Source organism: Mesorhizobium sp. B2-1-8, from assembly GCF_006442545.2.
GTDB lineage: Bacteria > Pseudomonadota > Alphaproteobacteria > Rhizobiales > Rhizobiaceae > Mesorhizobium.
Window position 1 is genome coordinate 4,963,292 of sequence record NZ_CP083952.1, and the last position, 26,999, is coordinate 4,990,290.

A 26,999-nucleotide genomic window follows, 5' to 3' on the forward strand; every position below is an offset into this window, starting at 1 on the left:
CACTTTTCCTTTGCGCGGGCAGCGGCATCACCCCGTTCATGTCAATGCTGCGGTCGCTCAGCGATGCCGGCAGCGATCTCGATATCTGCCTCATCCAATGCGCGCGAACGCCAGGCGATCTTCTTTTCGAGGACGAACTGCGAAGCTTTGCCCAACTGCCTGGGCTGCGTGTGGAGACCGTTTGCAGCCAGGCGTCCGGCGCCTTTGGCGCGGGCGGCCGGCTTGACATGACGAAGCTGGCCGAACTCGTGCCGGATACGGCAGAACGTAGCGCCTTTCTATGCGGGCCTTCGGCGTTCATGGAAGCGATGCGCCGCGACCTTCTTGAGCTTGGGGTACCGGCACGCGAGATTTTCGAAGAAGCCTTCGGCCCAACGCCGTCGGGCGCCAAATCTGCAGCTGACAGGGGACAAGGCGGCGAGGCAAGGAGCATTCTTTTCCAGCGTTGCAGCATCAATCGCGTGGCCGGCGCCGGTGAGACCATTTTGGATATTGCCGAGGCCGCCGGCATCCATGTCGAGACGTCCTGCCGAATGGGCCTGTGCGGAACATGCAAGGTCATGCTGGCAAGCGGCGCGGTGGACATGAACCAGATGGGGGGCCTTTCGGATGCCGAGCGCGAGGCAGGCTTTGTCCTTGCTTGCTGCAGCACACCGACCAGCGACATCGCTGTCGACCTGTAACCACCTGCGTCGCGGCGCCTATACCGTCATTAGCTTGAGCGCCTTCAGCAAGCGGGCATGGGTGTGTGAATGATGATGCCGCACGTGCACGGCGGAATAGATCGGATGGGAGATTCTTGGCGCGTCGGCGACGAGCTCCGCCACCTTCTCCTGAAGCAATTTCGTCGCGACCGCCGCGGTGACGAAGGCCGTACCGCCCTGGCTTCTCAGCAGATGGGCGACAGCGCCGCCGTTTCCGGTCGAAACCGGGCTGCTTTCCAGTTCGGGCAGCATCTGTTTGTGCGCGCGATCGAAGGATGCGGAGTAGTTGGCGCGAATGTAGTCCGCCGGCGTGATGTCACTGAACGCCACGCCGCGCGTGGAGACCATCACGAAGCTCTCCTCGGCGATCTGCTCATAGTGAATGTCGGGAAGATGCTGCGGCGAATAAAGGACGGCGAGATCGAGGCTGCCGGTCGTGAGGTCCAGGATCATCTGGTTCGAGTAGTCGATCTCGACATAGATTGCCAGCTTGGGCATCGTCGCCCTCACCCAGACCAGCCATTCCTGCAGGACGCGCTCGTAAAGCTCGAACTGAATGCCGATGCGGATGAGACGGTCGAACTTGCCGACCGACTGGATTTCGCGGCGCGCATCCAGCCATCTGAGCTTTACCGCGCGCGCATGCTGCTCGAAGCGTACACCGGCGGCGGTGGGCTCCGTCCCGCTCTTGTTGCGAATGAAGAGCTGTTTTTCCAGCAGCGTCTCGAGCGTGCGAATGCGGCTCGAGACGGTGGACTGGGTGATGCCAAGCCGCTCCGCGGTCCTGTTGAAATTCCGGGTCTCGATGAGATCGAGGAAGGTATCGAGCAATTCTATCTGCATTCCGGCCATCAGCGAACGAGGCGATCCCAATCGGCTAGCGCCTTTCTGCCCTGGCAGGCAATGGGTAATCGGATTCTTCGATTAAACTTCGGCCGGCGACTGCGTTGCGGCCGACTGCGCCGAAGTCCACTGTTCGTGCATCCAACCCTCCTCGGCAGGTGATGCATCAATGTTTATCGTCGACACGGACGTGCACAACTACTGGTCCAGTGCTGAAGTCCTCCTGCCCTATCTCGAGCCCTACTGGCGCGATTTCATGGTCCGCGGCGAAAAGCCCGGCCCGGCGGGCAGCTTCCCGCATGGACATCGCCCGTGGCTCCATCCCGAAGGATTTTCCCGGCATGACATCAAGCCGCAGACCGAGGACGACAACTACCTGATCATGAAGGAGAAGCACCTCGATCTGTACGACATCGACGTTGCTATCCTCACGGCCGACGAACCGCTGGAAGCCTCGACACTGGCCAACTACCACTACGCCAATGCGCTGGTCAGCGCCTATAACGACTACATGATCGATTGGTGGCTGCCCAAGGACAGACGCTTCAAGGGATCGATCATCATCTCTCCGACCGATCCACATGGGGCGGCGGCCGAGATAAGGCGCCTGGGCGGACACAAGGACATCGTCCAGGTCCTTGCAAGCCACGGCTCGCAGCGCCCCTACGGCGATCCGTTCTACCATCCTATCTTCGAGGCTTGCGCGGAGGTCGGCCTGCCCTTCGCCATTCATTTTGGCGGCCAGGGAGGCGTCAATCACAATGCCGTCGCCAGCGGCCCGACCGCTTACTACTGGGAGACGCATGCGCTGCTCAGCCAGCCGGCGATGACCCATGTGGTCAGCATGATCTCCAACGGCGTGTTCGAGAAATATCCCGACCTCTATTTCGTCGTCATCGAATGCGGCGTCTCTTGGGTGCCTTCGTTGATGTGGCGGCTCGATGCCAACTTCAAGGCCCTACGCAAGGAGACGCCATGGCTGAGGATGCTGCCGTCGGAATATTGCCGCCGCAACATCCGCTTCAGCACCCAGCCGCTCGAGCAGCCGCAGAATGTGAAGCACCTCTGGGAGACGCTCGAGCATATGGACGGTCAGAACACGCTGCTCTTCGCGTCCGACTATCCCCACTGGGACTTCGACGCACCGACCAATCTCCACATCCCGCCGGCATGGCGCGACAAGGTGATGGGGCTAAACGCGCTTGAAGTCTACAAGCGTATCGAGGCACCGGCGGCAACCGCGAGGGTCGCATGATGGAGGCAGCTGTAGCCCCCTCCCGGACTTTTGCCTGCAAGGTCGCCGAGGTAACGACCGAGCGGCCGAAGATCGTCACCTTCGGCCGTATAAGCGTCGGCATCTTCGAACTCCACGACGGCTATGCCGCCCTGCTGAACATATGCCCGCATCGCGCTGGACAGCTTTGCGAAGGGCCTGTCTGCGGAACCACCAGACAAACCAACAAGACCGAGTTCGTCTATGAGCGGGCCGGCGAACTCGTTCGCTGTGCCTGGCATGGATGGGAGTTCGAGATCCGGTCCGGAAAGTGCCTCGTCGACGACCGGCTCAAGGCACGAACCTTCCCCGTCCACCGGGACGGCGAAGATCTTTATGTCGAACTCGGTCGATAAGCCGGATGAGGTGTTCGGCGGATCGAAAACAATGCAACGCGGCGACTGATTAGAGCGGGATGAGATTTATAAGAGTCGTGAGATTCCCAAATCATCGCAGTTCTGATTCAACATGCATGCTGGGAGGAGGCCAGCATGGATGGCAGCCTATTCGATGGACCTTCGCGAGCGGGTTGTAGCCGCGGTCAAGACGGAAGGGCTCTCGCGACGCGCGGCGGCGGCTCGATTTGGCGTCAGCTACAGCGCGGCCATCGCGTGGCTTAAGCGCGTCGAAGAGACTGGCAGTGCTGCGCCTCGCCAGGTCGGCGGCTACAAACCGAAGAAGCTCTCGGGAGCGTGGCGCGACTGGCTGATCGAACGCTGTCACGACAGGGACTTCACCTTGCGCGGGCTTGTGGCCGAACTTGGCGAGCGTGGCCTGAGGGTCGACTACCGTTCGGTGTGGGAGTTCGTGCATGCCGAGAAGCTCAGTCACAAAAAAAGACGCTGATCGCCGTCGAACAGGATCGTCCCGATATCGCGCGACGGCGCATGCAGTGGACGAAGTATCGGGACCGGATTGATCCGACGCGACTGGTCTTCATCGACGAGACCTGGACCAAGACCAACATGTCGCCGCTAAGGGGCTGGGCGCCGGTTGGACAGCGCATCAAGGCCAAAGTGCCGCATGGCCACTGGAAGACCATGACCTTCCTGGCCGCGCTGCGCCACGATCGCGTCGAGGCGCCCTGGCTGATCGACGGACCTATCAACGGCGAGAGATTTCTTCTCTATGTCGAGAAGGTTCTCGCTCCGACCCTCCAGCCGGGCGACATCGTCATCATGGACAATCTCGGCTCGCACAAAGGCAAGGCGGTGCGCCGCGCCATACGCGCCGCCGGCGCCAGGCTCTTCTTCCTGCCGAAATACTCGCCCGATCTTAATCCGATCGAACAGCTCTTTTCAAAACTCAAGCACTGGCTGAGAAAGGCAGCAAGCCGCACCGTCCAAACCGTTTGCGACGCGATCGGCCAAATTCTCAACCGCATCACACCGACAGAATGCTCACACTACTTCGAAAACTCCGGATATGACCGAAACTAATCTCATCCCGCTCTAGAGGCACCGACCATGGAAACCGTAAAATTCACGCAGATGAAGGATGGGGACCGCGAGGACTACGCGTTTCTCACCGAACACGAGATCGAATATGCCGATGGCACTGCCGATCGGCTGCTCGCCGCCATGGTCGAGCTCGACAGATCCCTGTCGGGATACAAGGTAACGCGGCTCGGCCACTCCCTACAGGCAGCAACCAGGGCCTGGAATGCCGGAGCGGACACCGACTGGGTGGTATCGGCCCTGCTCCACGACGTCGGTGACATCTATGCCCCCTACAATCATGACGAATATGCCGCGGCCATCATCCGGCCATTCGTGCGCGAACAGTGCACTTGGGTGGTGGAGAAGCACGGCGATTTCCAGCTGCTGTACTATGGCGAACATGTCGGGGCCAATCCGAACAAGCGGGAAACTTTCCGGGGCAGCCCATACTTCGACGACTGCGCCGAATTCTGCGAGAAATGGGACCAGTCGAGCTTCGATCCGGATTATCCGACCCTGCCGCTGGCGTTCTTTGCCCCGCTAGTGAAAGAGGTGTTCGCGCGCAAGAGCTACGACCCGGCGGTGACAAGGGCCGCGGTCCGCGCGCCCCTGTCGGATGAGCGCGCCGCTGCCGCCCGGTCCGGGACGTAGTTTCTGCTCACCACACTCGACAAGCGAAGCATGGATGGACTCGTGCTTGCCTGGTCATGTAGGCTAACCACCATGGCATGGCCAACATAACGGAATGTTCCCTGCCGGCTTTGATCGGCAGCGAGCTATTTCTTCGATTCCCGGAGCTGACCATGCTCGATCCAGAAAAGGCCAGGGCCGCGTCGCATCTGCTGGTAAGTCATTGGGACAACGGCACCCATCTCGCCGCTATACCCGAGAAGCTGCGGCCGAAGACGCGGACCGAAGGCTATGCCATCCAGGCCCATGTCATGGATCGTTCGGCGGCCCCGCTTTTCGGCTGGAAGATCGCGGCAACCAGTCTTGCCGGTCAAAGGCATATCAATGTCGACGGCCCGATGGCCGGGCGCCTGCTGGCAGAGAAAGCGGTCGAGATTGGCGGGACCGTTTCGCTCGCGACGAGCAAGATGCGTGTCGCCGAGATCGAATTCGCCTTCCGTTTCGGCCGCCAGCTCCCACCTCGCCCGGCACCTTATGAAATCGCAGAAGTGATGGATGCCGTGGCGAGCTTGCATCCGGCGATCGAAATACCGGACTCGCGCTACGACGATTTCTGCGCCGTCGGAGCGCCACAGCTCATCGCGGACAATGCCTGCGCCAATCTGTTTGTCATCGGCCAGCCCACGCAAGACGAATGGCGCGACGTTAATCTCGCGGAACACCCGGTGATCGGAATTGCTTCGGGCAAGTCGCGACACGGCGGAACCGGCGCGGCAGTCCTTGGCGACCCCCGCATCGCGCTGACATGGCTGGTCAATGAGCTGTCGGGCCTCGGCATAGCGCTTCAGCCGGGACAGATTGTGATAACCGGGACCTGTGTGACACCGATCGTGGTCGAGGCCGGAGACGAGGTGATCGGCGATTTGGGCAGGTTTGGCAAAGTCTCGGTGCGGTTCGTCTAGACCGGCTTGCTCCCTCGGTTCAGCCGGACCACGAGGCTCCTCACCGTCAGAACCAGCACCGTGATGACGATCAATATCACGGAAAGCGCCGCGATCGCCGGGTCGATGTTGTCGCGCAGGCCCATCCACATCAGACGCGGCAGCGTGATGGCGTTGACCGAGGTGATGAACAGGGTGACGCCGATCTCTTCCCAGGAGAGCACGAAGGAGAGCAGTGCCGCGGTGACGATGCCGAACTTGATGTTGGGCATGATGACGCGGGTGGCGCGCTCCCAGACACTTGCGCCAAGACCCCGCGCGGCAAGGTCGATGCGCCTGTCGAGCTGGCTGAGCGAAACCAGGATCAGCACGGTCGCGAACGGCACCGTCATCACCGAATGCGCCATGGCGACGCCGAGCCAGGTGTCGTAGCCGAAGAAGGAGCTGACGCCCGAGATCGAGGTGAGCAGGAAGTAAAGCGTCACCGCCGAGACCACCGGCGGCACCACCATCGGCAACAGCACGAAGCCGACAAGGGTCGCGGTGAAGCGCGGCTGGAACATCCAGACGCCGAGACTGAAACAAAGCGCCAGCACGGTTGAAAGGACGCTGCTGACGATTCCGACCCGGATTGAAAGCAGGATCGACTGGAGCCAGCGCGGATCCTCGATCAGCGAGCGGTAGTGGCGCAGCGACAATTCGCCCGTCGGCATCGCCAGCATGCGGCTGGGCGTCAGCGATACCGGAATGACTGCGAGCAGCGGCATGAGCAGGAACAGCGCCACCAGCACGGCGAGGATCAGCGAGACGGGTCCAGGGCGATAGGTCGGCATCAGATCAGCTGCTTCGGTCTGACATAACGGAACAGGAGCGCCATCAGCGCACCGACGAACAGTACCAGCACGACGCTGATCGCAGCCCCCAGCCCCCAGTCCGGGCTCTGGAATATCCTGAGATAGATCAGCTCGGCGATCATCACGCTGCGGCCGCCACCGAGGATCGCCGGTGTGACGAAGAAGCCAAGCGAGAAGACGAAGACGATCATCGCGGAGCCGATGATGCCGGAGCGCGTCATCGGCACGAACACCGTCCAGAAGGTGCGCATGCGGCTGGAGCCGAGGCCGCGTGCGGCGAGCAGCACGCGCTCGTCCAGGCTGCGCATGGCCGAGGCCAGCGGAAAGACCGCGAACGGAATGAGGAAATGGGTCATGCCGACAATGACGCCGAACTCGTTGCGCACCAAAGTCAGCGGCTCGGAGATGAAACCGATCGACTGCAGCCAGGTGTTGATCAGGCCGCGATTGGACAGAAGCGCCACCCAGCCGAAGGCTCGCGTCAGCACCGAGATCCAGAACGGCACCAGGATGCAGAATTCGGCGACGAGGCGCTGCGCCGGGCTGCCGCGGACCCAGACGACCGTGATGGCATAGGCGGCGGCGACCGACACAATGGTGACGATGGCGGCGATACGCAGCGTGCGGATGAACACCGACTGCACCAGATCGTCGGTGAGCAATGCCCCGTACTGGCCAAGCCCAGGCGTCGGCAAGGTGAAGCTCCACTTCACCACGCCGAGAAACGGCCAGGCATAGGCAAGGCCGAGAAACAGGAGCAGCGGCGCCATCAACAGCGCCGCGCCCATCCTGTCGGAGAGGACGCCTCTCATGTCAGTTCAGCATCCCCGCGGGTCAGGCGGAGATGATCTTGGTGTATTCGTCGAGTGCCGCACCGTAGTTCTTGGCGTACCAATCCATGTCGAGCGGGATCTGCTTCTTCATGTTCTCGGGATCGACGGGGTTGATGCGCTTCTTGTCGGCGCGGATCAGCGCGTCGGCGGCCGGATTGGCCGGACCCTGGCCGAGCTTGTCGAACATGACGAGCTGCTTTTGGGGATCCTGGGCGCTGGCGATGAACTTCATCGCGGCGTCCTTGCCGCCAGGGTTGTTCTTGAGCACGGCAAGCGCGCCGGGCGAGATCAGGCCCTGGTCCCAGATGAACTTGATCTTGCCGCCGGAATCCTGCTCGATCAGCGAGGCGCGCGTCGACCAGACGATCGCCATCGAGGCTTCGCCATTGAGCAGCACGCTCTGGCTCTCGGCGCCGCCGCCCCAATAAGCGACGACATTTTCCTTGAAGGCGGCGATTTTGTCATGCGCCCGCTTCAAGTCGAGCGGGTAGAGCGACGCCGGCGCGATGCCGTCGGCCAAAAGGGCCGCTTCCCAGCTCGACACGCCCCATTTGTAGAGGGAACGCTTGCCCGGGAATTTCTTCACATCGAAGAAATCGGCCATGCCGGTCGGTGCATCCTTGCCGTATTTCTCGGAATCGTAGGCGATGACATAGGAGAAGAAATAGGTCGAGGCGGCATAGTCCCAGCCGAAGCCCGGCCGCATCTTTTTCTTGTCGACGATGTTGTAGTCGATCGGCTCGAGCATGCCTTGCGCGCCGAGCGTGATGGCCGAGAACGGGTCGACATCGACCAGGTCCCAGGTCGGAGCGCCGCTTTTGAACTGCGCGGCGATCGCGCCTTCGGTCGGGCCCGAGCCGTCCATCTTGACGGTGATGCCGGTGTCCTTGGTGAAAGCCTGGCCATAGGCCGCGTCATAGGCCGTGATGGCGTCGCCACCCCAGTTGACCAGAACCAGTTCCTTCGCAGCGGCGAATGCGCCGCTCGAACGCAGCAGCAACGGCGTGCCGGCGAGCACGAGCGCCGCCAACTGCGTGAACTGCCGGCGCGAGATCTCACCACGTATCGTCCTTTCGGACAGCGTTTCGATGGCCTGTTTCTTGGTGTCGTTCATGTCAGTTCCCCTTTGTTTTCGTTGATTTTAATCCGGAAGCCGGTGCGGCGGATCAGGCCGCGCCGGCGGTCATTGTCCTCCGTCCGGAAGGAGGAAACCCTTTTCAGCCGGCCATGTCAGCCAGACGGAATTGCCCTTGCTGAGAGCAGCCGCCGCGACCTCGTTGGGCACCGAGACGGTCACTTTTGCACCCTGGCGCGTTGTGAGGTCGAGCTTGGTTGCCGCCCCCAGATAGGTCGATGCGATCGCCGTCGCGGCGATACCGTTCTGTCCGGCGGCGGCCTCGCGCGCTATCGACATGTGTTCGGGGCGGATCGCCAGGATGGCGTTGGCACCGACAGTGGCCGGATTGCCACGCAGGCTGACGGCGCGGTCCTCGCACAGGCCGGTGGCGCCATCATCGGCACTGCGCACGCCTTTCAGCGGCAGCATGTTGATCTCGCCCAGGAATTCGGCGACGAAGCGATTGTCCGGCCGGTCGTAGACCTCGTCCGGCGCCCCGACCTGCAGCAATTTGCCATGGTTGAAGATGGCGACGCGAGAGGACAGCGCCAGCGCCTCGCTCTGGTCGTGGGTGACGAAGACGAATGTGGTGCCGGTCTCCTGATGCAGCCGTTTCATCTCGGCCTGCATCTGGCCGCGCAGGCTCTTGTCCAGCGCCGAAAACGGCTCGTCGAGCAGGAGCACGCCCGGCTCGAACACCAGCGCGCGGGCAAGCGCCACGCGCTGCTGCTGGCCGCCGGAAAGCTGCGACGGCAATTTCTTCTCGTGGCCGATCAGACCGACGCGCTCGATCATCTCGCCGACGCGTTTCTTGATCTCGACGGCCGGTTTCTTGCGGACCTTGAGCGGGAAGGCGATGTTTGCCTCGACGCTCATATGCGGGAACAGCGCATAGCCCTGGAACACCATGCCGGCGGCGCGCTGCTCTGCCGGGCGGTCGGTGATGTCGGCGCCGTCGCTGAAAAGCCTGCCCTCGCTCGGCTGCACGAAGCCGGCCAGGATCATCAGGAAGGTGGTTTTGCCGGAGCCGGAGGGGCCGAGCAATGTCAGGAACTCGCCGCGGCCTATATCGAGCGTCAGATTGTCCAGCGCACGGAACGAGCCAAAGCTCTTGCCGATCCCAATTGCCTTGATCTCTGCGGCCCGGCCGGGTTGCTGCATCCTGCCTCTATCCTTCCGTTGAGCCAAATCGTAGGCAGGGCCGAAGCTCACCGCAACCGAATAGTTTTCGCCTGATCGGCAAATTTGATTCACGTCTGGCGGGTTTTACGAGATAGCGGGACGGCGGAGCCGTCAAATTTCGCTCGTGGCGGGATCGGCCGACCTCAATACGTCGCCAGCCTGTTTTCCAACAGCTTCGCTCTCAACCAACCGCTGAAGGCATTGAGCACCGGATGCCCCGCCTTTGCATGCTCGAAAACCAGGAAATACGAGCGTGGCGAGGGGACCGACGCCTCGAACGGCTTGACGAGACGGCCTTCGCTCAGCGCCCGGCGGCCGGTCAGTTCGTCGCCCATCGCAATCCCCTGCCCGGCGACCGCCGCCGAAAAGACGAGGTTCATGTCGGAAAAGAAGATACCGCCCTCGGTGTCAGGATTTTCCACCTTGGACAGCGCCAGCCAGCGTGCCCAGTCCTCGGTGTCGCCAAGATGGAGCAGATTGGCGCGCAGAACGTCGGCGGGTTTGGAAAATCCACCGACCTTGTTGAGCAGTGTCGGGCTGCAAAGCGGCGTGAACGAGACCTCACAGAGCAACTCCACCGCGCGGTTAGGCCAGTTGCCGACGCCAAAGGCGATAAAGGCGTCGGCCTCCGGATTGCTGACATCGTCGAGCCGCCGCGGCGTAAGCACCGAGAGCGCCACATCCGGATACATCTGCTGGAACTCGCCGATATGGGTGCACAGGAACATCGAGGCGAAGCCCGGCGGGCAGGAGACGGCGAAGGAGCCGCCAACCCCGGCACCACTGTTGTGCGTTCCCGCGTCGCCGAGCACCGTCAGCGCTTTCCTGACATTGGCCGCGTAGCGCTGGCCGCGCGGCGTCAACGCCACGCCCTTGCCGATGCGTTGCAGGAGATCGAAGCCGAGGTCGCGCTCCAGCAAGCGCAACTGATGGCTCACCGCGCTGCGGGTCAGGTGCAGTTCGTCGGCGGCGCGCCAGACGCTGCCATGCCTGGCGAAACTGTCGAGGGCTCGTAGCGCCTGTGTGGATGGAATTCTCAAGAGGTGAACCGAATTTGCACGAACCGGGAAAACATATCACTTTTTGGCGAGCCGCTTCACTGCTTTCTTCTAGAGCATGGACAAACCGGTGACGACATCGGCGCAAGAGACAGCGCTTGCCTGCCTCGACGGCATTCAGCCCCTGCTGTCGGCCTGGACACGCACCATCTTCGAGTTCGGCGAGACCGCGTGGCGCGAGTACCAATCGGCCGCCTGGTATGTTGATCGGCTCACGCGCGAGGGATTTACGGTCGAGGAAGGCTCGGGCGGCATGCCGACCGCCTTCTGCGCCCACTGGACGAATGGCGCCGGACCGACCGTCGGCATGTATGCCGAATATGATGCCGTGCCCGGCAATTGCCAGGAGGCAGTGACGGTGAGACAGCCGCGCCCTGGCCTTGGCGTCGAGGCCGGCGGGCATACCGATCCGCATTCGGGGCTCGGCATAGCGAGCCTCGGCGGCCTGCTCGCGACCAAGGCCGCCATGCAGCGCGACGGCATTCAAGGCACGCTGCGCTTCACCGGCGAGCCGGCCGAAAAGGTGCGCGGTTCGAAGCCGATCCATGCGGCAAAAGGCTATTATGACGGTCTTGCCGGCATGATCTCCTTCCATCCCTTCTACATGCTGCCGCTCTGCAACACCGCGCGCTGGGACACGCATTGCGGTGCGGCCTACGCGATGATCTACCGGTTCGTCTGCGACGAACCCGAAAATTGGACGCGGGCGGCGGGCGACGGCGCACCGATCCCGCAGGCGCATTCGGCGGTCAGGGCACCGGGAGCCAACGATGCGCTGATGACCATGTACATGGCCTCCAAGGCGTTGCGCGATTCCATGCTGCCGCATCAGGGCGGCTGGTCGATCAGCGAGGCGATCCTGACGGCGGGCCAGGCCACGGCCGACAATCTGCCGGCGGGCCTGGCCGAGATCCAGTACATGATCCGCGTGCCGACCATTGGTATGGCCAAGCAGGTGACGGCGGTGCTCGACCGCAACGCCGCGGCCGCGGCCGCGATCAGCGGCTGCCGCTACGAGCGGCACTGGGTGTCGAAGTCGCGGCCGGGGCTGGCCAACCACGCCATGGCCGGGATTGCCTACGAAGCCCTGTCGACGGTCGGACCGCCGCACTGGGACGAGGCCGCCAGGACGGTCGCGCGCGAAATCCAGGTCAATGCCGGCGGCACCGCGACCGACAACCCCTTTATCGACGAGCTGGAGCGGCTGATTGCCCCACAAGAGGCCGAGGCGATCCTGCGCCTCGACCTGCCGCCCTCCCAGGTCAATTCGACTTCCGACGACTACACCGACATGAGCTGGCACGCGCCGACCGCGCGCTTCTATGTCGCCCGCCCGGCGCTCCGTTCGGCGAATGGCAGTGCCTATCCCTCCTGGGTGATGAATGCGCTGGGCGGCATTCCCGCGACGATCGACCCGATGGTCATCTGCGCCGCCAAGACGGTAGCGCTGGCGGCGCTGCGCCTGCTCGAGGACAAAACCGCCCGTGAGGAGGCGATGAACGAGTTCATCGCCCGTACCGGCGGCGGCATCGGCGGCTCCACCTGGATCGCGCCGCTCTGCGACTACGAGCCGCCGATCAATTTCCGCTGGCCGGAATATGCCACCACCGCGCGCGGGCGCGACTGGTGGATCCCAAGCAACGCATGACCGACCAACCCTTGAGAACAAGCTACGAGGAGAACCGCATGACCGTTCATGACCGCATCATCGCCGAGCCGTTTTCGCTGCAGCGCCGCAACCCGGCCGGCGGCACCAAGCCGCTGACCGTCTGGGGCTTCGCCAACGAGACCGACGTCTTGACGGACGTGCTGCTCGGATCGCCGAACTTCCTGCGTCACCTCTCGACCAGCTCGCTCTCGCGAAAACATCTGCGCGAGGCACCCTGCAACGTCCAGATCGCGCAGGCGCAGCACAAGGATCTTGTCGCGGCCTACGAGCATTTCGGCGTCAACATCCATTGGCACGAGCCGACGCCGGAACTGCCGATGCAGGTCTATTCCCGTGATTCCAGCGTCATGACGCCTTATGGCGCTGTTATCACCGCCATGGCCAACTGGTGGCGGCGCGGCGAGAATTACGCGGCCATTCGCACCTATGAAAAGCTCGGCATCCCGATCTACGACATGGTCACGGCTGGCACCTTCGAGGGCGGTGACTTCAATGTCATCGAGGACGGCGTGGTGCTGATCGGCTGCGGCGGCGCCCGCACGCAGGAGGAAGGCGCCCGCCAGGTGCAGGCATGGTTCGAGAAAGAAGGCTGGGAAACACGTATCGCCTTCATCGACGAATATTACGTCCATATCGACCTGATGGTGGTGCCGATCGCCGAAAAGCTCACCGCCGTCTGCCTCGCCTGCACCGAGCCCGGCATCGTCGACTGGCTGAAGGGCAAGGGTCACGAAATCATCGACGTTCCCTTCCAGGACACGATGGCGCTCGGCTGCAACTTCATGTCGCTGGGCAAGGACCGGGTGATCGCGCCGACTTCCAGCAAGACGCTGATCGAAAAGCTCAAGGCGCGCGGCTTCGAGGTCGCGGCCGTCGACATGAGCGAAATCTCCAAGACCGGCGGCGGTATCCATTGCATGGCGCAGGCGCTGAAGCGCGAAGCGGCCTGATAGTTCGGGGAGGCAAATCCCCCTCGCCCGCCAGACCCAGAATCTGGCGGGCGAGGAACCGGCCCGCCGGCTACCTGGCTCTTCCATCGACAAACCTTGCGGCTGTGTCCTCGCCGCCCTTGTGGGTGCCGGCAAAATGGATGAATAGTCGGAACAGGGCGCCGCCCTGAAATTGCCCGCTTGCGGTTTTTCAGGTCGCGCCAGAGCCGAGCCGGGTTTTTGAATGGTCAGCCCTGAACCGCGCAAGAGAAGAGGTCCGATCGCCTCCCGCCTTCTGGCGCTGGACGCGTGGCTCGATTCCTCGCTCTATGAGATCGGCTTCAAGGCGCGTCAGTTCTGGGAAGCGGCGACGATCTTCTCGCGGCGCTTCCGCCTCAAGGGCTGGCGCCGTGGCGTCATCGAACTATTGAGCGAAGGGTTTACACTCGGCGCCGGCGGCATTGTGGTGATGCTGGCGCTGGCGATACCCGCTTTCCAGGACACTACCGGCGACTGGCGCGCCCAAGGCGACTTCGCCGTCACCTTCCTCGACCGTTACGGCAACGAGATCGGCCAGCGCGGCATCATCCAGCGCGATTCCGTGCCGGTCGACGAGATGCCGGACCACGTCATCAAGGCGGTGCTTGCCACCGAGGATCGGCGTTTCTTCGAGCATTACGGCATCGACGTGCTCGGCCTGTCGCGCGCGATCTTCGAGAATGTGCGGGCAAACTCGGTCGTCCAAGGCGGTTCCAGCATCACCCAGCAGCTGGCCAAGAACCTGTTCCTGACCAACGAGCGCACGTTCGAGCGTAAGATCAAGGAAGCCTTCCTGTCGCTGTGGCTGGAGGCCAATCTGTCGAAGAAGGAAATCCTGCAGCTCTATCTCGACCGCGCCTATATGGGCGGCGGCACGTTCGGCATCGAGGCGGCGGCGGACTTCTATTTCGGCAAGAGCGTCAAGGACCTGAACCTTGCCGAGGCGGCGATGCTGGCCGGCCTGTTCAAGGCGCCGACGAAGTACGCGCCGCACATCAACCTGCCGGCGGCGCGCGCACGTGCCAACGTAGTGCTGTCCAACCTCGTCGATTCCGGCTTCATGACCGAAGGCCAGGTGCTGCAGGCAAGGCTGCATCCGGCCGACGTCGTCGATCGCGGCGAGCAGAAAAGCCCGGATTATTTCCTCGACTGGGCCTTCGACGAGGTCAAGAAGATCGCCAAGCCCGGCCAGCACTCCCTGGTTGCCCACACCACATTCGACGCCAACATCCAGAAGGCTGCGGAGGAGTCCCTCGAGTTCCATCTGCGTCAGTTCGGCAAGGAGTACAACGTCGCCGAAGGTGCCGTGGTGGTCATCGAGACCAATGGCGCGGTGCGGGCGATCGTCGGCGGCCGCGACTATGGCGCCAGCCAGTTCAATCGCGCCACCAAGGCGCTGCGCCAGACCGGCTCGTCGTTCAAGCCCTATGTCTATGCCACGGCGATGGAACACGGCTTCACGCCGAATTCGATCATATCAGGCGGGCCGATCAGTTGGGGCAACTGGTCGCCACACAATTACAGCGGCGAGTCGGCGGGCAATGTCACGCTGATCATGGCGATGGCCAAGTCGATCAACACCGTGCCGGTGCGGCTGGCCAAGGATCATCTCGGAATCGCGCCGATCAAGGCATTGGCGGAATCGTTTGGCGTGGAATCGCCGCTCGAAGGGCACAAGACGATGGTGCTCGGCACCTCGGGCATGACCGTGATGGACCAGGCGACGGGCTACAGCGTCTTTGCCCAAAACGGCTTCGTCGGCTCCCGGCACGGCATCACCCAGCTGGTCACACGCACCGGCGACGTGGTTTATGACTGGACCAAGGATGCGCCGCCGCCGCATCGCGTGCTGTCCGAGCAGGCGCTGAAGTCGATGAACACCATGCTGACGGCAGTACCGGTGATGGGCACGGCGCGGCGGGCGCAAATTCCCAACATCGTCGTCGCCGGCAAGACCGGCACGACACAATCCTACCGCGATGCCTGGTTCGTCGGCTTCACCGGCAACTACACGGCTGCCGTTTGGATGGGCAATGACGATTTCTCGCCGACCAAGAACATGACGGGCGGCTCGCTGCCGGCGATGGTGTGGCAGCGACTGATGGTCTACGCGCACCAGAACATCGATCTCAAGCCGATCCCCGGCATCGACAAGCCCTTCGTCGACGAGGAGATCGCGGCCAAGGCCGCGGAGGCGCAGAAGAAGACCGAGGAGCAGGCCGCAGCCGACGCCGCCGCCGAACGGCCGCCGGTGCTGTCCAGCCGAACCACGCAGACGCTGCGGGACATGAGCCAACTGTTCCAGACGGCGCCCAAACTCGACGCCCCCACTCCACCCGAGACGCTTTCGGCCCTGTGACATCCGCCGGGTAAGACAAGACCGACAGGCAAAACCATCACACCGGCTTGCCACAAGGCCCCGCGCCGCGATATCCCCGAACGGCAATCCTTCGCGCACCCGGCCCTTCATGCTCAAGAACGCCTTCCTGATGCTGATTTCGCTTGCCATAGCCGTTGGCGGGGGCGGCGCCAGCGTCTGGTACGCGCTGAAGATCCAGGACGGCGTCGGCGCGATCAGGATCGGCCAGTGGACCGCCTTCCCCGATATCGGCACACCGGCGGCAGATCCCTATTCCAAGGCGCGAGTGGCGCGTGAGGGCGTGCTGGCGCTCGGCCGCGCCGAAGGCCTGTCCTTCGTGGCGGAAAACGATGCCGCCGGCGACCAACTCAAGCGGGAATGCACCTACAGGATCGAGGGTGGATTTCCCACAGCCCGGTTCTGGACGCTTTATGCGGCCGATCAATCGCTCGGCGTCGTCGAGACCGGCAAATCGCGGCTTGCAGCACTTCAGTCCTACGCCGTGCTGCGCCAACCGGACAATTCCGTGATCATCTCCGTCGGCCATCACCCGATGCCGGGCAACTGGCTTCTGACCGACGGTTCCGGGAGAATGTATTTCGTCCTGACTTTCTACGACACGCCAATCGCCAGCAGCACCGGCCTGTCGGACGTTTCGCTGCCCAGGATCGTGAGGGCGGGCTGCGATGCGTAGTTTGCGAGCCGCCTTGCGCAGGCTTCTGCATGCCATCCTGCTCGGCCTCGTCGGCGCCGGCATCGTCCACATTATCGTCCTGCTTCTGGTGCCGGAATTTTCGGAACGTGACGCCTGGTCGCGTCTCTCCATGGCCTCGGATCTCTACAGGATGAACCGGCTGGATGCCGAAGCCGGCGGCGCGCCGGTGGTGAAATCGGTCGACCCGCTGTTCTATGCCACGGCCTGCCGCTTCGACCTCGAGGAAGGAATGGTCCGGATCAGGGCGCCGGGAGACGTCCCCTTCTGGTCGGTGTCGGTCTATGACCGCAGCGGTCACAACATCTATTCCTTCAACGACCACACGGCGACGGGCGGCAAGCTGGATGCGGTCGTGCTGACGCCGGCGCAGATGATCGACGTGCGCAAGGACCTGCCCGAAGACCTGCAGGGAGCGATTTTCGTCGAGGCGCCCATCGACGAGGGTATCTTCGTCATCCGCAGCTTCGTGCCGGACGAGAGCTGGAAGCCGATCGTGTCGCGCTTTCTCGATCAGAGTTCCTGCGAACTGCAGGATTTCTAACCCGCTGACCGGAGGTCCGGAGTCGAAGGCCGGACGGACAAGGCCAAGGCTCAGTGGTGAGGCACGGGCGTCCGTGGCGATCCCGGCTTGTCTGGCCCCGCAGGCCGCACTTCGCCGGTGTTGGACCGCTCATAGCGGATGCCGGGAAATATGATCACGGCCGCCGGTATTTCGGTGGTTTGCTTGGCTCGATTGGTCGGTGCCGCACGCGGCACGAAAGACAGTACCATGCCCATGGTTCGCGCATTCCTCTCGGTTTCCCCGGAGCACAACGCAACGCCTCCAAATATCATTAAGGCCGGCAGAGGGTTAACGGACCGCTAACGGATCGTCGCTAACTTGATCTTTGTTCCCAGGTCAGAACGTTCTGACCGAGGCAATCGCGAAACCGACACGGTCCCGGTGGCGCGAGGCCAAGTGTGTATCTGTTGTCAGGCGTATCCTTCGTGTCATCCTCGGATTTCAGGCAAATCGCGATAAGGACGGAATCGGGAAAAGCCGAAAGGTTGTTCCGCGCCGCCGTATCGGCATTCTGCTCGCTGACCCGCCCGTCGCGCCGCGAGATCGGGCAGCTCGAAGACCTGACGCTGCCGCTGTTCGACGATGTGCCCGTCGAATCGCGGCGCTACGTGGCAGCCGCCCTTTCCGAATGCGAATATGCGCCCGCGGCCCTGGTGCGGCGCCTCTGCGAGGAACCGGTCGACATTGCCGCTCCGCTGCTCATCCGCTCACGCGCGGTCAGCGATATCGACCTGATCGCGCTGATTGGCCGGCACGGGCTGCCGCATGCACGCGCCATATCGCGGCGCAAGGACCTGAACCCGACCATCGCCGATCTGATCAGGGCGCTCGAACGACCGACCCTGGTGCGGGTGCGGGATCCGGAAGCGGCCCCGGCGCAAAGCCTTGTGAAGACGCAAGCGACGGCGAACAGCGCGGAAACTCAGCAGACGCCCGGCGTTGCCGCCGAGAACGCACGGCGCAGGCTGCGCTCCATGATGCACACCGGCGACGAAACCTTGGCGGCGAAGGTCGATGCGTTCCCAGGTGCGGATACCTACGTCAAACTGCGCGAGACCGCACTGACGGGAAACGCCGCGTTCTTCCAGACCGCGCTAGCGGACGCCCTCGACATTGATTTCTCGGTCGCGCAATCGCTGACCGCCAACCAGAATTATGCGCCGCTGCTTGCGGCGCTGCGTTCGCTCGACTTCAGCGAGGACCGGGCATTCCTGATCACGGTTGCCGTCTATCCCGGCCTGTTCCCGCATCCGCAGGCCATCCGGACCTATCTCGACCGTTACCGCCTGCTGCACCGCGATACGGCCCTGGACAAAGTGCGGGGATGGAAAGCCGAAACCCTTTCCAGGACGGCTCGCGACGCTTCGCCGACAAACGTCGACAGCCGCAAGGCCTCCAACAGCGACGAAGCCGACGCTCCCGGCCTCAGGGCGTCTTCACGGAAATAAGCTCCTCGACGGGAACGCTCCCGGCCTCTATCTCGACCACCCAGATGTCGGGATCGAATTTTTTCTCGCGCTCAAGTCTGGCGTCCAGCACGGCGGCATCATCGCCGGTGGCGAGAAGGCTGAAAAAACGGTCCTCTGGCTTGGCCGAATCGTAGCTTGTCTGCGGCGCCGGCCCGTAGAGAGCCGTTTCACCCATCCTGCCCCGGGCCAGGATGAAGACAGCCCCGGCCTCGGTCGCACCGCGATTGACCACGGCGGCAAATCCGCCGGCGCCGAAAACCCGGCGCAACAGGGCCGAAACCCACAGATCAGCGGTTACGCGCATGGAAGACTCCCGACGACATGCGGGCTCTCTATCGAAATTTCGTAAGCAGAGCGAGCCGTCGTTTCGGCGGTCAGTTGGTCAAGCCGATCTCGCGCATCTTGACATAGACGATCTCGTCGGGCTCGCCGGTCTGCGGCAACCCGAACAGCGACTGGAATTCCTTGATCGCCGCCTTGGTGCGCGCACCGACGACACCATCCAGTTGCATGTCGTCATTGCCGAAGGCCTTGAGCCCGGCCTGGATCTTGACGATGCGGGGATCAGGCCCCTGCGAAGCGGTATTCGTCTGTGCCTCATTCGTCTGCAAGGAGACGGGAACGGCGGCCGGCGCCACATCGGGACGAGGCCGCGGCTTGGGCACGGCGGCGGTCTTAGGCGTTGCGCCCAGCTGGTCCAGCAGCAGCGCGTCGATCTCGCCCGAGGCGTTCAATCCGACCTTCTGCTGATAGGCCTGTATGGCCTTGCGCGTGTTGGGGCCGGAAATGCCGTCGACGGTGCCGGAATAGAAATCGAGATCCTTCAAAATGCCTTGCACCTGCTCGACCACGGGATCGCCCTTGATCGGGGCGGGCGCGGCATTGGACCGCACGATGTTGATCGTCGTCTCCGGCTCGTCGGCGGCGGCGTGCGGAAAGCCCTGGAAATGACGCGTGGCGAAAAACGCCCCGGCGTGCGGGAAAGGCTGATACCACAGCGCGTTCGCCGAGACGTAGAACAGCGTCACCAGGAATGCGGTCGATCCTCCCACCAGGACGGGATTGCGCGAAATCATGCCGCCGACGGCGATGGCGCCGTCCTGAAAGGCGTTGCTGCGGCGTTTGACCGCCTTAGCCTGTTTTGCGGAGCGAGCCATTTGCGTCCCCTTTCGCCCTCGTCACCGGCATCGTCAGCACTCCGGTCGGGTTGGCGGGGCGTCCCTTCGGCCCGCTGACCGGCAGGCTGATGGTCACCGTGGTACCCTCGCCCGGCATGCTTTCGATCGACATGGTCCCTTCGTGCAAGGCCACCAGCCCCTTCACCAGGGAAAGGCCAAGACCCGTCCCCTCGAAACGGCGGGTATAGTCGTTCTGGATCTGCATAAAGGGTTTGCCGAGATTGGCGAAATCCTCCTCGGCAATGCCGATGCCGGTGTCCCTGACCCAGAAATGCAGACGTGAGCCGATCCGCTTGGCGCCGACGACGACATCGCCGCCGTCGGGCGTGAACTTGATCGCGTTGGAAACGAGGTTGATGAGCATCTGCTGTACTGCGCGGCGATCCGCATTGATATCGCCTGCGTCGGGGGCGATCTGAGTCTGCAGGTCGATGTTCTTGGCCTGCGCCTGCAGCCGCATCATCGACTGGCACATGTCGACGGCTTCCATGAACCGGAACGGCTCCGGTTCGGTGGCATAGGCGCCCGATTCGATCCTCGATACGTCGAGTATGGATGTCACGACCGCCAGCAAATGCTGGCCCGAATCGCGCACGAGGCCGACATATTCCTTCTGGCGCGGGTCCTTGAAGGCGCCGAACATCTCGTGCAGCAGCATGTCGGAGAAGCCGATAATGGCATTCAAGGGCGTGCGCAGTTCATGGCTCACCACTGCAAGGAAGCGGCCCTTGGCCACTTCGGCGGCGGCCGCCGCCTCATTGGCTTGCGCCAGTTCTTCACGCAGGCGCGCTGTCTCGTCATTCTCGCGCAGGACAAGCGTGAAGACGTCGCTTTGTTCCTCGCCGCGCAGCAGTTCGAGCGCGAATGGCTGATAGTTGTCAGCCACAAAACCATTTCCGGCGTGAGCGCCGTTGCCAGTCTGGGGCAGCCTGATGCGCAATTCGAGGCGGCGCGACAGTGCGCCGTCACGCATGTCGGCCAGGGCGCTGAGATAGGAGACACGGTCCGACAGGTGGACGCGATCGAAGAGGCCCGTTCCGGACAACAGCTCAGGCGGCAATTTCAGAAGCGTGCGCGCTTTGGCGGACACATCCATGACTTCGCCGTGGCGGGCAACCCGCAAGACCACCGCGTCGATGATGTCTTCCAGTCGGTCACCGGCATCGACCGTATCGGCCGCGCCGGCGGCGCCGCGAAACGCCGATATGCGCGGGATGAGGGTCAGCGCCCAGGCCAACGGCACCAGCCAGTGCCAGGCGGCGATGTGCGCGTCCGCGAATGGAAGGAAGGCGGCCGACAGGGACTGAAGGGCGATGGCGATGACGGCCGAGGCGCCTCCCCACAATGCCGCACGCCGCGAGGCGCCGATCCACCAGGCTTCGAATGGCAGCGCAAGCGCAAGCATGGCGACAGGTGAACTCAATCCGCCGGCGGCACCGATAAGACCGCCAAGGGCAATCGCCGCCATCGCCAGGGCGATGGGTCCCGCGGCGGCCATCTTGCCGGTCGCTGCTAGCAGCAGCGCGACGAACCAGCACAGTCCAAAGGCCGCGAAAATGGCGGCCATGGTCACGGCCGCCCCCATGCCCGATGTAACCAGCGTGACCGCGGCACCCGCTGCAAAGAATGGCGCGGCCAGCATGACGCCGATGAAACGGCGCTGGCGCTCGCGGTCGCTCCGCCCGAGAACGCCGGGATGAACCATGCGTTCACAACCGGCCGCCATTGCGCCAGGCAATTCAGCGTATCTGGCCTCGATCGGCATCAACTCAACGCACTCGCACTCGTCGTGAACAGCTCTGCTTTCGCAGATTGTCTTGGTTGGCTTTGAAACTCGCATTCAGCGTTTAAGGAATGGATAAGGCAGGGCCGACCAAGGCCGGCCCTGCGGCAAATATCGGGATGACGGCGGCCAAAAACCCGGGCAAATGCAGCCATAGTAAACGGAGGGTTATTCGCGAACGCCCGCCATCAGCGGCCCAGAAGCAGGAACGGGATCGCCGTCGTTTGCGAAAAATATCGTATAAACAATTACATAGATGGTTATCGGATGGTAACGAGAATCGTTCCGATACGAAACAAATCGACAGCAAAAACGCTTCGTTTCGAGTTTGCCTAAAATTTGAGGAAAATTCTCGGCGATCGTGCAAGCCGTCCTTCGTGCCTGCGTGCCAACATCCTGCCCATAAAAGAGGTCATGCCATGTCATGCATGATCCGGTCACGACGAGAGGCGAGGCATGTTCTTCCTGATAAGAATGGCTTTCTGGTTTTCACTGGTGCTGCTGGCGCTGCCGCTGGGTGTCGGGTCCGATGAAACGGGCCAGGAAAGCGTCGGGCCCATCCAGGCCCTGTTCGCGGCGCGCGACGCTGTCGGCGACATCGCCGGGATATGCGAACGCAAGCCCGAAGTCTGCGAGACGGGCAAATCGGCGATGCACACCATCACCGCACGAGCCAAGGAGACCGCCAAGATCGCGGCCGCCATGCTGGACGACAAGTCCGCCGGCCCCGACACATCGACAATGACGGGCAGCGTGCCGGAAGAAATCGTCCTGCCCGAAACGGTCAATCTGCCGATAGAGAATTAAGCCGTCTCGACGGCGCACCGCGGACCGTCGGCCCTCTCGACGCCCGCGGTGTCCTTGTTTTTTCCGTGACGCGGCGCCGTCGCGTCACTATATCCGGGTCATGACGACCACGATCCAGACGATCCGAGACGACTTCTCATTCCTCGAGGAATGGGAGGACCGCTATCGTTACGTCATCGAGCTTGGCGAAGCGCTGCCTCCCTTCCCCGATGCGGAGCGTAACGCCGTCAACAAGGTGCCAGGTTGCGTCAGCCAGGTCTGGCTTACCACCGAACGGGGTCCGGGCGCCGATCCCGTCATCACCTTTACAGGCGATTCGGACGCCCATATCGTGCGCGGACTGGTAGCGATCATGCTGGCGCTGTTTTCCGGAAAGTCGGCCAGCGAAATCCAGAAAACCGATGCTGAAACGACGCTGAAGGCACTCGGCCTCGACGAGCACCTGTCACCCCAGCGCGCCAATGGCCTTCGCTCGATGGTCAAGCGCATCAAACGCGACGCCGAGATGGCGCTCGCGCAGACTGCCTGACAGGCTTTCTGCCTGCGATCTTCTTTGTTTTGACGCAATTCCAAAAGCGTTTCGCGTCGAAACGGATTCAGGCGACGCGCTTTTGGTCTTTGTTTTTGTGCATGTCGTCTTCCCAAAACCGAGGTCACTTTTGGGCGACATGCATTAGGGAAAGCGCAACGCGCTTTGCCCGGGAAAACCGGTTCACACTTTCATGGAATTACTCTCGCCCGCAAAATCAAACGGCGCCCGAAGGCGCCGTTTGATTTCAGTTCTAATCCGGCAAGCCGCGACTACCGCGCCTTGCGCTTGCGGCCAAGGCCCATCTTCTTGGCAAGCTGCGAACGGGCCGCCGCGTAGTTCGGGGCAACCATCGGATAGCTTGGGTCCAGGTTCCACTTTTCGCGATACTGATCGGGCGTCAAATCGTAGTGGGTCATCAGGTGACGCTTGAGCGACTTGAACTTCTTGCCGTCCTCAAGACAGACAATGTAGTCGTCATGAACCGAGCGCTTCGGGTTGACAGCCGGCTTCTGCTTGTCGGCAGGCGGCTGTTCGACGGTTCCGCCCACACGCCCGAGAGCGGCATGGACATCGGATATCAGGTTCGGCAGTTCGCCGACCGGCACGGGATTGTTGCTGACATAGGCAGCCACCACATCGGCGGTTAGCTCGATCAGCGCATCATTGTTTCGGGAAGGTGTTTCGACAATATCCATGGTCTTCAGGCCCCAACAAGAGTTACGTCGGTCTGTGCCCTTTTTTACAATCAGGGCATTGCACGAATTTTGCGCAGATAGAGCTGCGACGATTCGTGTCACGGGGACATCAATGCGACCACACGTCAAGTAAGTCAATTCGCTCCGCGCATTATATTTAGGAATGATGATCAACTATTCCGGGATCAGCTTCAATCTTTCGTGCGCCATGTAATTTTTCGATATTTCGGTCGCCAAACCGACAAAGGCTGACGTTGGGTCAGCTAACCGTTACATTCGCGATAACTCACAAAGCAAGTTTCAATGCTCCGGTTTTCTTGGCGGCCAAACCGACAAGCTTGGTTGTTCATATCTGTTCACAAAACCACAGGTTGCCAACCCATTGCGCACTGGCCACTTGCCAAGCCGCGAATACGGTCGCATGAGACTGGCCGGCAAAGACCAGAGTTAGCAAAACAACGGCGAAGGCCGCAGTAATACGAGACCGAATGGTCATCTTCTCTCCTCCCGGCCATCTCATGGGCCGTCACCACCTCTACGCCACGGCTCTTGAACCGCCCTGATCGGCGTGTTCATTCGTCGTTCAAGATATTTCCAGAGCGAGACTCAATGACCAGGACTTCCCGATTTCCAATCGTCAACCCGCCTGCCCCCGAAAAAAGGCCGGTCTCCGACACACATCACGGCATCACGCGAACTGACGAATATGCCTGGCTCAGGGCGGATAATTGGCAGGAGATGTTCAGGGATCCATCGTTGCTCGATCCTGGGATCCGCGCCGAACTCGAAGCCGAGAATGCCTACCAATCGACGCTGATGGCCGACACATCGGATCTGCAAAAGCAGCTTTTCAAGGAAATGAAGGGCCGCATCAAGGAAGACGATTCTTCCGTTCCCATGAAGGACGGGCCTTACGCCTACGGGTCTTCCTTCAAGCTTGGCGGCGAGCAGCCGCGCTATTTCCGCATGCCGCGCGATGGCGGACCCGAGCAGATTCTGCTCGACGGCGACGCCGAGGCCGAGGGCAAGGCCTATTTCCGGCTCGGCGGCGTCGAACATTCGGCCGATCATCGCAAGCTCCTGTGGGCCTTCGATGACAAGGGTTCCGAATTCTACACGCTGCGTGTGCGCGACCTTGCCGATGGCAAGGAACTGGCGGACCAGATTCCCGCCACCGGCGGTTCGGGCGTGTGGGACGCGGGCAATGACGGGTTCTTCTATACGCGTCTCGATCCAAACCACCGGCCGTCGAAGGTGCTGTTCCACGCACTGGGGCGGGCCCCTGAAAACGACCGCCTGATCTACGAGGAAACCGACCCCGGCTTCTTCATGAACGTCGACGGGACCCGCAACAATCAATGGATCATGATCGGCATCAATGACCATGAGACTTCGGAATACCGCCTGCTGAGCGCCAGCGATCCGTTTGCCGAGCCTAAGCTGGTTTCGGCGCGCGAGACCGGCCTTCAATATGAGCTGGAGGAAGGCGGCGACATCTTCTTCGTCCTGACCAATGCGGACGGTGCCAAGGACTTCAAGATCATGACGGCGCCGGCGAGCGATCCGGTCCGCGCCAACTGGCAGGAACTGGTGCCACATGAACCGGGCCGGCTGATCCTGTCGGTGATCGGCTTCAAGGACCACATGGTCCGGCTCGAGCGCAAGGAAGGCCTGCCGCGTATCGTCGTGCGTGACCGTGCCAGCGGCGAAGAGCATCTGATTTTCTTCGATGAGGAAGCCTTCTCGCTCGGCCTTTCAGGGTCCCTGGAATACGACACCGAGATGATGTGCTTCTCCTACTCGTCGATGACGACGCCGTCGCAGATGTTCGACTACAACATGCGTACCCGTGAGCGCGTTCTGCTCAAGACCCAGGAAGTGCCGTCCGGCCACGACCCCCATCACTACGTCACGAGGCGGCTGATGGCGCCCGCGCCCGATGGCGAACTGGTGCCGATCTCGCTTTTGCATCACCGCGACACGCCGCTGGACGGCTCCGCGCCTTGCCTGCTCTACGGCTACGGCTCCTACGGCATTGCCGTGCCGGCCGCCTTCAATACCAACTGGTTCTCGCTGGTCGACCTCGGCGTGGTATTTGCCATTGCCCATGTCCGCGGCGGCAAGGACAAGGGTTATGGCTGGTACGATGACGGCAAGCGGGCGCACAAGATGAACACCTTCACCGATTTCATCGCCTGCGCCCGCCACCTCGTTGCCGAACGCTATACCACGCATGACCGCATCGTCGCGCAAGGCGGCTCGGCCGGCGGCATGCTGATGGGCGCCGTCGCCAATATGGCGCCGGATTGCTTCGGGGGCATCGTGGCCGAGGTTCCGTTCGTCGATGTGCTTACCACCATGCTCGACGCGACGCTGCCGCTGACCCCGCCGGAATGGCCGGAATGGGGCAATCCGATCGCGTCGGCCGATGATTACCGGACGATCGCCGCCTATTCGCCCTACGACAACGTCGCCGCGCTCGACTATCCGCCGATCCTGGCGCTCGCCGGTTTGACCGATCCACGCGTCACCTATTGGGAGCCGGCCAAGTGGGTGGCGCGGCTGCGTGACCGCAAGAGCGGCGACAATCCGGTGCTGTTCAAGATCAACATGGATTCCGGCCATGCCGGTGCGTCCGGCCGCTTTTCCCGGCTGGAGGAGATCGCCTATACTTATGCCTTCACGCTGAAGGTGACGGACAAGGCATAGCTTACGGAGGAACGCCGCGGTGATCGATCTGTCCACATTGATAGCCTACATCGCGGTTGTGTTCGGCTTTGTCTTCATTCCGGGTCCTGCCACGCTGTTGACGATCGCGCGCGCGACAAGTTCGGGAACGAGGGTCGGGATCGCCACCGGCGCCGGGATCGCGGCCGGCGACGTGTTTCATACCGTCATGGCGATGGTCGGCATCTCGGCGATCATCGCCACATCGGCGACGCTGTTCAGCATCGTAAAGTATATCGGCGCGGCCTACCTCGTTTACCTCGGCATTCGCGCCATCATCGAGAAAGCGCCGACCAATCCGACCGCCGGCGCGCTTGCAATCTCCGCCGGCAAGGCGTTTCGACAGGCCGTCCTGACCGAGGTGCTCAACCCCAAGACCGCGCTTTTCTTCCTAGCGTTCCTGCCTCAGTTCGTGCGGCCCGAAAACGGATCGGCGATGGTTCAGTTGGCCGCATTGGGGATCATCTTCGTCGTGCTGGGTCTATTCAGCACAGTGGTGTTTGCCGTGAGCGCAGGGCGGCTCGGCAGTTTCCTGCGCCGAAATCCGACGATGCTGAAATGGCAGGGCAAGGTTGTCGGCGGCATCTATTGCGCCTTGGGTGTCCGCCTGGCCTTGCAACAGCGCTGAGGCCAGGCGGCCCAGGTTTGCCGGCAGGCATGA

At 62.4% G+C, this 26,999-nt stretch carries 27 protein-coding genes; 16 read left to right on the top strand and 11 right to left on the bottom strand.

Features of this window, described 5'->3' with window-relative positions; translation table 11 throughout:
* The first annotated feature begins 44 nt into the window (after positions 1 to 44).
* Positions 45 to 683, top strand: a complete 639-nt coding sequence (locus FJ970_RS24480) for a 2Fe-2S iron-sulfur cluster-binding protein (RefSeq protein WP_265336237.1) — start codon at positions 45 to 47, stop codon at positions 681 to 683.
* An 18-nt stretch (positions 684 to 701) separates the two neighbouring features.
* Here the strand turns inward: FJ970_RS24480 and FJ970_RS24485 are convergent, their stop codons facing one another.
* On the bottom strand, positions 702 to 1,547 hold the full coding sequence (locus FJ970_RS24485; RefSeq protein WP_140759165.1) for a LysR family transcriptional regulator: 846 nt from the start codon (positions 1,545 to 1,547) through the stop codon (positions 702 to 704).
* 169 nt (positions 1,548 to 1,716) lie between these two features.
* Here FJ970_RS24485 and FJ970_RS24490 point away from each other — a divergent pair, with 169 nt between their 5' ends.
* From FJ970_RS24490 to FJ970_RS24510, 5 genes are all read left to right on the top strand, one after another.
* Entirely contained in the window at positions 1,717 to 2,802 is a 1,086-nt protein-coding gene (locus tag FJ970_RS24490; protein ID WP_140759163.1) for an amidohydrolase family protein, read from the top strand.
* Positions 2,799 to 3,176, top strand: a complete 378-nt coding sequence (locus tag FJ970_RS24495) for a Rieske (2Fe-2S) protein (RefSeq protein ID WP_140759161.1) — start codon at positions 2,799 to 2,801, stop codon at positions 3,174 to 3,176. The genes FJ970_RS24490 and FJ970_RS24495 overlap by 4 nt, the downstream gene beginning before the upstream one ends.
* A 139-nt stretch (positions 3,177 to 3,315) precedes the next feature.
* A protein-coding gene (locus FJ970_RS24500; RefSeq protein ID WP_227791897.1) for an IS630 family transposase occupies positions 3,316 to 4,259 on the top strand; the annotation gives its coding sequence in 2 pieces (ribosomal slippage) (positions 3,316 to 3,652 and positions 3,652 to 4,259; 945 coding nt in all).
* A 27-nt stretch (positions 4,260 to 4,286) separates the two neighbouring features.
* Positions 4,287 to 4,910, top strand: a complete 624-nt coding sequence (locus FJ970_RS24505; RefSeq protein WP_140762958.1) for an HD domain-containing protein — start codon at positions 4,287 to 4,289, stop codon at positions 4,908 to 4,910.
* A 152-nt stretch (positions 4,911 to 5,062) separates the two neighbouring features.
* Positions 5,063 to 5,851 (top strand): 2-keto-4-pentenoate hydratase, encoded by a 789-nt coding sequence (locus FJ970_RS24510; protein WP_140762955.1) that lies wholly within the window; start codon positions 5,063 to 5,065, stop codon positions 5,849 to 5,851.
* Here FJ970_RS24510 and FJ970_RS24515 read toward each other — a convergent pair.
* The 5 genes from FJ970_RS24515 to FJ970_RS24535 form a co-directional block, all read right to left on the bottom strand.
* Positions 5,848 to 6,663 carry an ABC transporter permease gene (locus tag FJ970_RS24515; protein WP_140762952.1) on the bottom strand — a complete coding sequence of 272 codons (816 nt, stop codon included), beginning with the start codon at positions 6,661 to 6,663 and terminating at the stop codon, positions 5,848 to 5,850. The genes FJ970_RS24510 and FJ970_RS24515 overlap by 4 nt on opposite strands.
* A complete protein-coding gene (locus FJ970_RS24520; RefSeq protein ID WP_140762949.1) occupies positions 6,663 to 7,496 on the bottom strand; it encodes an ABC transporter permease in 834 nt (277 codons plus the stop codon). The genes FJ970_RS24515 and FJ970_RS24520 overlap by 1 nt, the downstream gene beginning before the upstream one ends.
* A 22-nt stretch (positions 7,497 to 7,518) precedes the next feature.
* Complete coding sequence (locus tag FJ970_RS24525) at positions 7,519 to 8,631, bottom strand: ABC transporter substrate-binding protein (RefSeq protein ID WP_140762946.1); 1,113 nt, start codon at positions 8,629 to 8,631, stop codon at positions 7,519 to 7,521.
* Positions 8,632 to 8,700: 69 nt separating this feature from the next.
* A complete protein-coding gene (locus FJ970_RS24530; protein WP_140762943.1) occupies positions 8,701 to 9,795 on the bottom strand; it encodes an ABC transporter ATP-binding protein in 1,095 nt (364 codons plus the stop codon).
* A 164-nt stretch (positions 9,796 to 9,959) separates the two neighbouring features.
* A complete protein-coding gene (locus tag FJ970_RS24535) occupies positions 9,960 to 10,856 on the bottom strand; it encodes a LysR substrate-binding domain-containing protein (protein WP_140762940.1) in 897 nt (298 codons plus the stop codon).
* Between the two features lie 76 nt (positions 10,857 to 10,932).
* On the opposite strand from FJ970_RS24535, the gene FJ970_RS24540 reads away from it, so the two are divergent.
* The 6 genes from FJ970_RS24540 (at position 10,933) to FJ970_RS24565 (ending at position 18,595) form a co-directional block, all read left to right on the top strand.
* Entirely contained in the window at positions 10,933 to 12,522 is a 1,590-nt protein-coding gene (locus FJ970_RS24540) for an amidohydrolase (protein WP_181178756.1), read from the top strand.
* 38 nt (positions 12,523 to 12,560) lie between these two features.
* Entirely contained in the window at positions 12,561 to 13,493 is a 933-nt protein-coding gene (locus tag FJ970_RS24545; protein WP_140762935.1) for a dimethylarginine dimethylaminohydrolase family protein, read from the top strand.
* A gap of 223 nt (positions 13,494 to 13,716) precedes the next feature.
* Positions 13,717 to 15,870, top strand: coding sequence for a transglycosylase domain-containing protein (locus FJ970_RS24550; protein ID WP_140762932.1), 2,154 nt, complete (start codon positions 13,717 to 13,719; stop codon positions 15,868 to 15,870).
* 109 nt (positions 15,871 to 15,979) lie between these two features.
* Positions 15,980 to 16,564 carry a DUF1214 domain-containing protein gene (locus tag FJ970_RS24555; protein WP_140762929.1) on the top strand — a complete coding sequence of 195 codons (585 nt, stop codon included), beginning with the start codon at positions 15,980 to 15,982 and terminating at the stop codon, positions 16,562 to 16,564.
* Positions 16,557 to 17,126 carry a DUF1254 domain-containing protein gene (locus FJ970_RS24560; RefSeq protein WP_140762926.1) on the top strand — a complete coding sequence of 190 codons (570 nt, stop codon included), beginning with the start codon at positions 16,557 to 16,559 and terminating at the stop codon, positions 17,124 to 17,126. Before FJ970_RS24555 ends, FJ970_RS24560 begins: the two co-directional genes overlap by 8 nt.
* Before the next feature lie 446 nt (positions 17,127 to 17,572).
* The gene (locus tag FJ970_RS24565; RefSeq protein WP_140762920.1) at positions 17,573 to 18,595 is read left to right on the top strand and encodes a hypothetical protein; all 1,023 of its coding nucleotides are present in this window, start codon (positions 17,573 to 17,575) and stop codon (positions 18,593 to 18,595) included.
* Here FJ970_RS24565 and FJ970_RS24570 read toward each other — a convergent pair.
* The 4 genes from FJ970_RS24570 to FJ970_RS24585 all read right to left on the bottom strand — a co-directional run bounded on the left by FJ970_RS24570 (position 18,573) and on the right by FJ970_RS24585 (position 22,003).
* Positions 18,573 to 18,920: a DUF1491 family protein gene (locus tag FJ970_RS24570; RefSeq protein WP_127871331.1), complete on the bottom strand. Its 348-nt coding sequence runs from the start codon at positions 18,918 to 18,920 to the stop codon at positions 18,573 to 18,575. The genes FJ970_RS24565 and FJ970_RS24570 overlap by 23 nt on opposite strands.
* Before the next feature lie 70 nt (positions 18,921 to 18,990).
* Positions 18,991 to 19,773: a peptidoglycan-binding protein gene (locus tag FJ970_RS24575; RefSeq protein ID WP_140762917.1), complete on the bottom strand. Its 783-nt coding sequence runs from the start codon at positions 19,771 to 19,773 to the stop codon at positions 18,991 to 18,993.
* Positions 19,748 to 21,499 carry a sensor histidine kinase gene (locus FJ970_RS24580; RefSeq protein ID WP_140762914.1) on the bottom strand — a complete coding sequence of 584 codons (1,752 nt, stop codon included), beginning with the start codon at positions 21,497 to 21,499 and terminating at the stop codon, positions 19,748 to 19,750. The genes FJ970_RS24575 and FJ970_RS24580 overlap by 26 nt, the downstream gene beginning before the upstream one ends.
* A gap of 246 nt (positions 21,500 to 21,745) precedes the next feature.
* Entirely contained in the window at positions 21,746 to 22,003 is a 258-nt protein-coding gene (locus FJ970_RS24585; protein ID WP_140762910.1) for a hypothetical protein, read from the bottom strand.
* Between the two features lie 30 nt (positions 22,004 to 22,033).
* Here FJ970_RS24585 and FJ970_RS24590 point away from each other — a divergent pair, with 30 nt between their 5' ends.
* Together FJ970_RS24590 and FJ970_RS24595 are read left to right on the top strand one after the other, a co-directional pair.
* Complete coding sequence (locus FJ970_RS24590; RefSeq protein ID WP_140762906.1) at positions 22,034 to 22,384, top strand: DUF5330 domain-containing protein; 351 nt, start codon at positions 22,034 to 22,036, stop codon at positions 22,382 to 22,384.
* Positions 22,385 to 22,484: 100 nt separating this feature from the next.
* Positions 22,485 to 22,913, top strand: a complete 429-nt coding sequence (locus FJ970_RS24595) for a SufE family protein (protein WP_140762903.1) — start codon at positions 22,485 to 22,487, stop codon at positions 22,911 to 22,913.
* Between the two features lie 272 nt (positions 22,914 to 23,185).
* Here the strand turns inward: FJ970_RS24595 and FJ970_RS24600 are convergent, their stop codons facing one another.
* Complete coding sequence (locus FJ970_RS24600) at positions 23,186 to 23,611, bottom strand: MucR family transcriptional regulator (RefSeq protein WP_027143963.1); 426 nt, start codon at positions 23,609 to 23,611, stop codon at positions 23,186 to 23,188.
* A 609-nt stretch (positions 23,612 to 24,220) separates the two neighbouring features.
* Here FJ970_RS24600 and FJ970_RS24605 point away from each other — a divergent pair.
* Together FJ970_RS24605 and FJ970_RS24610 are read left to right on the top strand one after the other, a co-directional pair.
* Positions 24,221 to 26,320, top strand: coding sequence for a S9 family peptidase (locus FJ970_RS24605; protein WP_140762900.1), 2,100 nt, complete (start codon positions 24,221 to 24,223; stop codon positions 26,318 to 26,320).
* A 19-nt stretch (positions 26,321 to 26,339) separates the two neighbouring features.
* Positions 26,340 to 26,966 carry a LysE family translocator gene (locus tag FJ970_RS24610; protein ID WP_140762897.1) on the top strand — a complete coding sequence of 209 codons (627 nt, stop codon included), beginning with the start codon at positions 26,340 to 26,342 and terminating at the stop codon, positions 26,964 to 26,966.
* Positions 26,967 to 26,999: the final 33 nt, after the last annotated feature.

Coding starts and splice junctions, on each gene's coding strand:
- FJ970_RS24480 (WP_265336237.1), top strand. CDS start 45: ATGCTGCGGTCGCTCAGCGATGCCGGCAGCGATCTCGATATCTGCCTC.
- FJ970_RS24485 (WP_140759165.1), bottom strand. CDS start 1,547: ATGCAGATAGAATTGCTCGATACCTTCCTCGATCTCATCGAGACCCGG.
- FJ970_RS24495 (WP_140759161.1), top strand. CDS start 2,799: ATGATGGAGGCAGCTGTAGCCCCCTCCCGGACTTTTGCCTGCAAGGTC.
- FJ970_RS24590 (WP_140762906.1), top strand. CDS start 22,034: ATGTTCTTCCTGATAAGAATGGCTTTCTGGTTTTCACTGGTGCTGCTG.
- FJ970_RS24595 (WP_140762903.1), top strand. CDS start 22,485: ATGACGACCACGATCCAGACGATCCGAGACGACTTCTCATTCCTCGAG.
- FJ970_RS24585 (WP_140762910.1), bottom strand. CDS start 22,003: ATGACATGGCATGACCTCTTTTATGGGCAGGATGTTGGCACGCAGGCA.
- FJ970_RS24570 (WP_127871331.1), bottom strand. CDS start 18,920: ATGCGCGTAACCGCTGATCTGTGGGTTTCGGCCCTGTTGCGCCGGGTT.
- FJ970_RS24525 (WP_140762946.1), bottom strand. CDS start 8,631: ATGAACGACACCAAGAAACAGGCCATCGAAACGCTGTCCGAAAGGACG.
- FJ970_RS24560 (WP_140762926.1), top strand. CDS start 16,557: ATGCGTAGTTTGCGAGCCGCCTTGCGCAGGCTTCTGCATGCCATCCTG.
- FJ970_RS24550 (WP_140762932.1), top strand. CDS start 13,717: ATGGTCAGCCCTGAACCGCGCAAGAGAAGAGGTCCGATCGCCTCCCGC.
- FJ970_RS24510 (WP_140762955.1), top strand. CDS start 5,063: ATGCTCGATCCAGAAAAGGCCAGGGCCGCGTCGCATCTGCTGGTAAGT.
- FJ970_RS24575 (WP_140762917.1), bottom strand. CDS start 19,773: ATGGCTCGCTCCGCAAAACAGGCTAAGGCGGTCAAACGCCGCAGCAAC.
- FJ970_RS24545 (WP_140762935.1), top strand. CDS start 12,561: ATGACCGTTCATGACCGCATCATCGCCGAGCCGTTTTCGCTGCAGCGC.
- FJ970_RS24540 (WP_181178756.1), top strand. CDS start 10,933: ATGGACAAACCGGTGACGACATCGGCGCAAGAGACAGCGCTTGCCTGC.
- FJ970_RS24530 (WP_140762943.1), bottom strand. CDS start 9,795: ATGCAGCAACCCGGCCGGGCCGCAGAGATCAAGGCAATTGGGATCGGC.
- FJ970_RS24515 (WP_140762952.1), bottom strand. CDS start 6,663: ATGCCGACCTATCGCCCTGGACCCGTCTCGCTGATCCTCGCCGTGCTG.
- FJ970_RS24505 (WP_140762958.1), top strand. CDS start 4,287: ATGGAAACCGTAAAATTCACGCAGATGAAGGATGGGGACCGCGAGGAC.
- FJ970_RS24605 (WP_140762900.1), top strand. CDS start 24,221: ATGACCAGGACTTCCCGATTTCCAATCGTCAACCCGCCTGCCCCCGAA.
- FJ970_RS24520 (WP_140762949.1), bottom strand. CDS start 7,496: ATGAGAGGCGTCCTCTCCGACAGGATGGGCGCGGCGCTGTTGATGGCG.
- FJ970_RS24555 (WP_140762929.1), top strand. CDS start 15,980: ATGCTCAAGAACGCCTTCCTGATGCTGATTTCGCTTGCCATAGCCGTT.
- FJ970_RS24490 (WP_140759163.1), top strand. CDS start 1,717: ATGTTTATCGTCGACACGGACGTGCACAACTACTGGTCCAGTGCTGAA.
- FJ970_RS24600 (WP_027143963.1), bottom strand. CDS start 23,611: ATGGATATTGTCGAAACACCTTCCCGAAACAATGATGCGCTGATCGAG.
- FJ970_RS24580 (WP_140762914.1), bottom strand. CDS start 21,499: ATGGTTCATCCCGGCGTTCTCGGGCGGAGCGACCGCGAGCGCCAGCGC.